The sequence below is a fragment of the Pseudomonas sp. TWI923 genome (assembly GCF_039673365.1).
Taxonomy (GTDB): domain Bacteria; phylum Pseudomonadota; class Gammaproteobacteria; order Pseudomonadales; family Pseudomonadaceae; genus Aquipseudomonas; species Aquipseudomonas sichuanensis.
In genome coordinates this window covers 1-6,422 of the sequence record NZ_JBDJLM010000139.1, presented here as the reverse complement: position 1 = coordinate 6,422, position 6,422 = coordinate 1, and the positions used below count along the sequence as shown (strand labels likewise).

Sequence of the window (6,422 nt, the reverse complement as noted above, 5' to 3'; positions counted from 1 at the left end):
GGGCAAGCCCGCTCCCACGGGATCCACACCGGACGCGTGGGAGCGGGCTTGCCCCGCGATGCTTTTCAGGACCGAAACCATGACCGACAAACCCACCCTGCACCCCCGCAACCGCCACCAGGGCCGTTACGACTTCCCGGCACTGATCAAGGCCCATCCGGACCTCGCCCGCTTCACCATCACCAACCCCTACGGCAAACCCAGCATCGACTTCGCCAACCCCGAAGCCGTGCGGGTGTTCAACCGTGCGCTGCTCAAGGCCCAGTACGGCATCCAGCACTGGGACATCCCGGCCGACTACCTGTGCCCGCCGATCCCGGGCCGGGCCGACTACATCCATGTGGCCGCCGACCTGCTGGCCGCCGACAACGCCGGCGAGGTGCCACGCGGCGCCCAGGTGCGCGTGCTGGACATCGGCGTGGGTGCCAACTGCATCTACCCGCTGCTCGGCCACAGCGACTACCGCTGGCGCTTCACTGGCTCCGACATCGACCCGATCGCCCTGGCCTCGGCCAAGGCTATCGTCCAGGCCAACCAACTGGACAAGGCCATCGGCCTGCGCCTGCAAGCCGAGCGCAAGAAAATCCTCAGCGGTTTGTTGCAGGAGGGAGAGCGCTTCGACCTGACCCTGTGCAACCCGCCCTTCCATGCCTCGCGCGAAGAAGCCACCCGCGGCAGCCAGCGCAAATGGAAGAACCTCGGCAAGCAGGACCCCAAGCGCAAGCTGCCGGTGCTGAACTTTGGCGGGCAGAACAACGAACTGTGGTGCGAAGGCGGCGAGATCCGTTTCGTCAGCCAACTGATCGATGAAAGCGTGCAGTACGCAGCGCAAGTGCTGTGGTTCACCAGCCTGGTATCCAAGGCCAGCAACCTGCCGGGCATCGAGGCGGCGCTGAAGAAGGCCGGAGTGAAGGCCTTGCATGTCGTCGAGATGGGCCAGGGGCAGAAGCAGAGCCGCATGGTCGCGTGGAGCTTCCATGACGACGAGGCGCGCAAGGGCTGGCTGACCAAGCGCTGATCTTTCTGTGGGAGCCGGCTTGCCGGCGATCCAGGCGACACGATGGAGGGCACCGGCAAGCCGGCTCCCACAAGCACAAAAAAACCGCGCCCGGGCAAGCCGGGCGCGGTCTCGTCAACGCGGCAACAATTACTTGTTGATGGCGTCGTTCAGCGACTTGGCCGGAACGAACTTGACGACTTTCTTGGCAGCGATTTCGATGGCAGCGCCAGTCGAAGGGTTGCGGCCGGTACGGGCAGGACGCTCGGAGACTTTCAGCTTGCCGATGCCTGGCAGGGTGATTTCGGCGCCGTTTTCCAGTTGGTCGGCGACGATCTGGCCCAGTTGCTCCAGGGCGTTGCGCGCGGTGGTTTTTGGCGCGTCGATGGCTTCAGCGATATCGGCAATCAGTTGGTCTTTGGTCAGTGCCATGGTGGTGTTCCTTCCCTATCAAATCAGAGGTTGTGCAGCGTGCTTGGTCGGTGGTCGGGCCAGCCCGGGACAATCCAGAGGCCGCGTCGATCGCGTATGTAGATGCGCAAATCGGCGTTTGGTTCGACACCCCGCCAGCACGCTGCCAGCAATGCGCCATTCAAGGGGCGCAAGACCGCGCAAAGCTACCACAGGAATCGATAAATATCCGCTGTCGACACTGATTTTGTGCAGGTTTTTCGGGGGTTTAAGGAAAAAACGCACAAAAATGAACAAAAAACGAACAACCGTCATTTCTGCCAACATCTGGCCACTGCATCGTCCCCACCCTGAGGTAAACTGAGCGACTTTGCAGCGCGGCCTCGCCCCCGCTTACATCACAGAGAATTCCATGCCAATCCGTCATTGCATCGTTCACCTGATCGACAAGAAGCCCGATGGCAGCCCCGCTGTACTGCATGCGCGCGACAGCGAACTGGCGGCCTCGGATGCCATCGAAAACCTGCTGGCCGACCTCAACGACAGCTACAACGCCAAGCAAGGCAAAGCCTGGGGCCTGTTCCATGGCGAATCGGGCGCCTACCCGTTCAGCGGCTGGCTCAAGCAGTACCTGGAACAGGAAAAGGACTTCACCAGCTTCAGCCGCGTCGCCGTCGAGCACCTGCAGAAGCTGATGGAAGAGTCCAACCTGTCCACCGGCGGCCACGTCTTGTTCGCCCACTATCAGCAGGGCATGACCGAGTACCTGGCAATCGCCCTGCTGCACCACAGCGAAGGCGTGGCAGTGAACGCCGAACTCGACGTGACGCCATCGCGCCACCTCGACCTTGGCCAGCTGCACCTGGCCGCGCGGGTGAATCTGTCCGAGTGGAAGAACAACCAGAACTCCAAGCAGTACATCTCGTTCATCAAGGGCAAGAACGGCAAGAAAGTCTCGGATTACTTCCGTGACTTCATCGGTTGCCAGGAAGGCGTGGACGGCCCGGGCGAAACCCGCACCCTGCTCAAGGCCTTCAGCGATTTCGTCGAGAAGGAAGACCTGCCGGAAGAGTCCGCCCGGGAAAAAACCCAGACCCTGGTCGACTACGCCACCTCGCAGACCAAGATGGGCGAGCCGATGGGCCTCGAAGAGCTGTCCAGCCTGATCGACGAGGACCGCCCGCAGGCGTTCTTCGATCACATCCGCAACAGTGACTACGGCCTGTCGCCGGAAATCCCTGCCGATAAACGCACGCTCAATCAGTTCCGCCGTTTCACCGGGCGGGCCGAAGGGCTGTCGATCAGCTTCGAGTCGCACCTGCTGGGGTCGAAGATCGAGTATGACGAGGAAGCGGGGACGCTGGTGATCAAGGGGCTGCCAACGCAGTTGGTCGATCAGCTGAAGCGGCGCAAGGACTGAACATGCGCTGTGGGAGCAACTGTCTTACTGTAGGAGCGGCCTTGTGTCGCGATTGGGTCGCGAAGCGGCCCCAGTAATTCAGCTACGCAACAAAAATCGCCGGGGCTGCTGCGCAGCCCTTTCCGACCGGTCCGGCGCCCCGACAAGGCCGCTCCTACAGTTGTCGTGCAATACATGTGGGAGCGGGTTTACCCGCGAAGCAGGCAACACGGTTGATGGCACCGGCCATGCCGGTGTTCGCGGGCCAACCCACTCCCGCAAATCAGAGCGTTATGGTTTGGCAATAGGAGGCAACAAGCGCCTCCTTAGCCTTCTTGCGCAGCTTCTTCACCAGGCGCTCCTGGCGCAGCGCTTCGCCTTTGTCCGGCCACTGCTCCACGTACACCAGCGCCTGCGCCGGGCTGGTCTTGAAGTAACGTGCGCCCTGCCCTTTCTGGTGCTTGATGAAGCGCCGCTGCGGATCATCGCTGATGCCGCAGTACAGCGAGCCATTGGCGGCCCGCACCAGGTAGACGTACCAGGGTTTGCACTCGACGGTGGAAGGTGTCTCGCTCACGGCTCGATTCGATACAGCTGAAGATGGCCGCCAGCTTACCCGCTCAGCGCGTCTGCTGGAACGCCCGCAGCCCTTTGAAGGCTTGCTGGCGAACCTTGTTCTGCAGCATCGGCGACCAGCCAAGCAACACCCCCGGCATGCCCAACGCCTGGCGCGACCAGCGCCACAGGTCAAAGCTGTCGTCGTGCTGGCAGATCAGCCCGTCGCGGATCACGAAACGCGCCTGGATATCGTTGACCACTACCCGCCCGGTCTGGCTGAACAGGTAGGTCGCCACCCAGTGGGCCTCACCGCCGCGCTCATCGCTGCGAACGTTGTCGAAGGTCAGGGTGAAGTCCTTGGCGCGGCGAGTGAGCATCCGCCACATATCGCCGGCATCCTGGCCGCGCAAGGTGCCGAACACCGGGTCGCTGAAGGCGATGTCGTCGCTGTAGCAGGCCACCATGGCCTCGGCATCCAGGCGCTGGAAGGCCTGGTAGAAACGGGTGATCAGGGCGCTGTTGGCATCGCTCATGGGGTGGTCCTGCGAAGATACGGAACCCGCACGATACTGCGTGGCTCGCAGCAGTACCATGCCCATTCGCGCCGTGAATGATGATCGCGGGCGGCGTGGTCTACACCCGCTCGCTGCTGACCTGCACATGCAGGGCCCGCCCGGCGCCCAGCCCGAATGCGATAGCCCCTATCCCCAGCACTGCGAAGATCCAGCCCAGGGCATCCCAGCCCCCAGTCAGGTCATGCACCAGGCCGACAGCGAAGGGCCCGGTGGACGCCAGGGTGTACCCCACACCTTGGGCCATGCTCGACAGGTTGGCAGCCACGTGCGCATCCTTGGAGCGCAACACGATCAGGGTCAAGGCCAGGGCAAAGGTACCGCCCTGCCCCAGCCCCAGCAGCACCGCCCACCCCCACAACCCGTCAATGGGCGCATAGAGGCAACCGAACAGGCCGGCCAGGGTTACCAGCATCACCACCACGATAGCCAGCCGCTGGTCCTTGCCGCGAGTCGCCAGCCACGGCGCGCTCAGTGAGCTGATCAGTTGCACCAGCACTGATCCCGACAGCACCAGGCCTGCCTCGGTCGGGCTCAGGCCCCGGCCCACCAGGATCGAGGGCAGCCAGCCGAAGACGATATAGGCCAGCGACGACTGCAAGCCCATGTACAGCGTCACCTGCCAGGCCAGTGGGTCACGCCACAGCCCGCGTACCCGATACGCCACCTTATGCAGGCCGTGGCCCTGTTGTGCCTGGGGCAGCCAGACCAGCATCGCCAACAGTGCCGGCAGCATCCAGAAACCCAGGCCCAGCGCCCAGCTGTCATCGAAGTGCTGGCTCAGCGGCACGGTTGCGCCGGCGGCCAGCGCCGCCCCCAGGCACAAGGCCATCGTGTAGACCCCGGTCAGGGTGCCGGCATGTTGTGGGAAGTCGCGCTTGACGATACCCGGCAGCAGCACACCGATGATGCCGATGCTCGCTCCCGCCATCAGGCTGCCGAGGAACACCCCCGTCACGCCCAGTGCGCTGCGCACCAGGATGCCCAAGGCCAGGGTGAGAAGGATCCCGAGGATCACCCGCTCACTGCCGAAGCGCCGCGCCAGGATCGGCGCCAGCGGTGCGAACAGCCCCAGGCAGAGCACCGGCAAGGTGGTCAGCAAGCCCGCCTGCGAGGCGCTGAGGCCGAGGCTTTGCGAGACCTGGCCCAGCGCCGGCGCCATGCTCGACAGGGCCGGGCGCAGGTTCAGCGCTACCAGCACCAGGCCCAGCAACAGCAGCCAGGGCCGGCGCAACAGCACCGGCTGTTGCTGCACTTGCTCGTCGTCAGCCTCGGCGTCGATCAGCAGTTCGTCGAGCTCCGCTTCGCGGGGAGTCGTGTCGCGTGTCATAGGTTCGGCCATGGCCGTCTCCCGTTCAGGATTCGATAAGGGTTCGGCTCAGGCGCTTGGCCAGTTCCGGGTCGCGCTGTGCGACGGCGTCGAGAATCTGCTCATGCAGGTCGAACACCGCCTGGCAACGGGGGACGGTGGTCATGTTGTGCTGCAGGGCGGCGGCCGCCACGCCGGAGAAGTAGCGGTAGAGTTCGCTGAGCGCCGGGTTGTGGGCGGCATCCACCAGGCGCTGGTGAAAGTTGATGTCGCATTCGACGTAGGCGTCCACGTCCCCCTGGAAGTGCGCCGCGCTGTGCTGCAGGGCTTGGCGCAGTTCGCGCAGGTCCTGCTCGGTGCGGCGCAGTGCCGCCAGACCGATGGCTTCGGCTTCGAGGATATGGCGGGTTTCGCGGGCGTGCTCGACGGTGCAATGGGCCATGGCCTGCACGGCTTGCAGGGGGTCCTGGGCGGTGCGCAGGTAGCTGCCGTCGCCCTGGCGGATCTCGACCAGGCCGCTGAAGGCCAGGACGCGCATGGCTTCGCGCACGGTGTTGCGGCTGATGCCGAGGTCGCTGGCCAGTTCGGGCTCGGTGGGCAGGCGCTGGCCTATCGACCAGGTGCCTTGGGCGATGCGGTCGCGGAGCTGGTCGACGGCTTGCTCGACCAGGGAGCGTTTGATCAGGAGGGTCACCTGGGTACGTCCAGTCATCGGATGAATTTTGGGGTGGTGGGACGATAGCGGGTTGGGGTGGGGGTGGCAAGGTTCGGGTTCGGGTTCGGGTTCGGGTTCGGGTTCGGGTTCGGGTTCGGGTTCGGGGCTTAGTGTGTTGGTTTTTGTAGATGTATGCGCATTCAGCGGCGATGGCGACTTTTAGTCACCTTTCCGCCCTTACGGCGGGTTACTTTGGTCTTGCCTCGCCGGCCGCGGCCAAAGTAACCAAAGCCGCCCGCTCCCATCATACGGCCCCTGCGCTGCGCTCCGGGGTCCCCTCGCTCCGGTGCCTTACGGGCCCGCGCGGCCTACGACTTGCTGCGCAAGTCTACATCTCGCGCCTTCGGCTAACGCCGAAGGGTGCTGCGCACCAGGGCCCTCCAGTCACCTCCACTCGGCCTCCTGAAGTCGCAATTTGTGTTGCCTGGACTATCGCGCGCTTAGAAGCAAAAGCAAAAACA

General features: G+C 64.1%; 7 protein-coding genes. 2 read left to right on the top strand and 5 right to left on the bottom strand.

Annotated elements, in window-relative coordinates:
• Nucleotides 1–79: 79 nt before the first annotated feature.
• Nucleotides 80–1,018: a 23S rRNA (adenine(1618)-N(6))-methyltransferase RlmF gene (rlmF, locus tag ABE459_RS25495; protein ID WP_125860064.1), complete on the top strand. Its 939-nt coding sequence runs from the start codon at nucleotides 80–82 to the stop codon at nucleotides 1,016–1,018.
• Between the two features lie 129 nt (nucleotides 1,019–1,147).
• Here the strand turns inward: rlmF and ABE459_RS25490 are convergent, their stop codons facing one another.
• Nucleotides 1,148–1,429, bottom strand: coding sequence for an HU family DNA-binding protein (locus tag ABE459_RS25490; RefSeq protein ID WP_110993227.1), 282 nt, complete (start codon nucleotides 1,427–1,429; stop codon nucleotides 1,148–1,150).
• 391 nt (nucleotides 1,430–1,820) lie between these two features.
• On the opposite strand from ABE459_RS25490, the gene yejK reads away from it, so the two are divergent.
• Nucleotides 1,821–2,828, top strand: a complete 1,008-nt coding sequence (gene yejK, locus ABE459_RS25485; protein WP_125465327.1) for a nucleoid-associated protein YejK — start codon at nucleotides 1,821–1,823, stop codon at nucleotides 2,826–2,828.
• Between the two features lie 262 nt (nucleotides 2,829–3,090).
• On the opposite strand, the gene ABE459_RS25480 is transcribed toward yejK, so the two are convergent.
• The 4 genes from ABE459_RS25480 to ABE459_RS25465 all read right to left on the bottom strand — a co-directional run bounded on the left by ABE459_RS25480 (nucleotide 3,091) and on the right by ABE459_RS25465 (nucleotide 5,958).
• The gene (locus tag ABE459_RS25480; protein ID WP_125465329.1) at nucleotides 3,091–3,384 is read right to left on the bottom strand and encodes a GIY-YIG nuclease family protein; all 294 of its coding nucleotides are present in this window, start codon (nucleotides 3,382–3,384) and stop codon (nucleotides 3,091–3,093) included.
• A 43-nt stretch (nucleotides 3,385–3,427) separates the two neighbouring features.
• Nucleotides 3,428–3,898, bottom strand: coding sequence for a nuclear transport factor 2 family protein (locus tag ABE459_RS25475; protein WP_125465330.1), 471 nt, complete (start codon nucleotides 3,896–3,898; stop codon nucleotides 3,428–3,430).
• A gap of 100 nt (nucleotides 3,899–3,998) precedes the next feature.
• On the bottom strand, nucleotides 3,999–5,279 hold the full coding sequence (locus ABE459_RS25470) for a CynX/NimT family MFS transporter (RefSeq protein ID WP_258705010.1): 1,281 nt from the start codon (nucleotides 5,277–5,279) through the stop codon (nucleotides 3,999–4,001).
• Nucleotides 5,280–5,292: 13 nt separating this feature from the next.
• A complete protein-coding gene (locus ABE459_RS25465; RefSeq protein ID WP_258705011.1) occupies nucleotides 5,293–5,958 on the bottom strand; it encodes a FadR/GntR family transcriptional regulator in 666 nt (221 codons plus the stop codon).
• Nucleotides 5,959–6,422 lie beyond the last annotated feature (464 nt).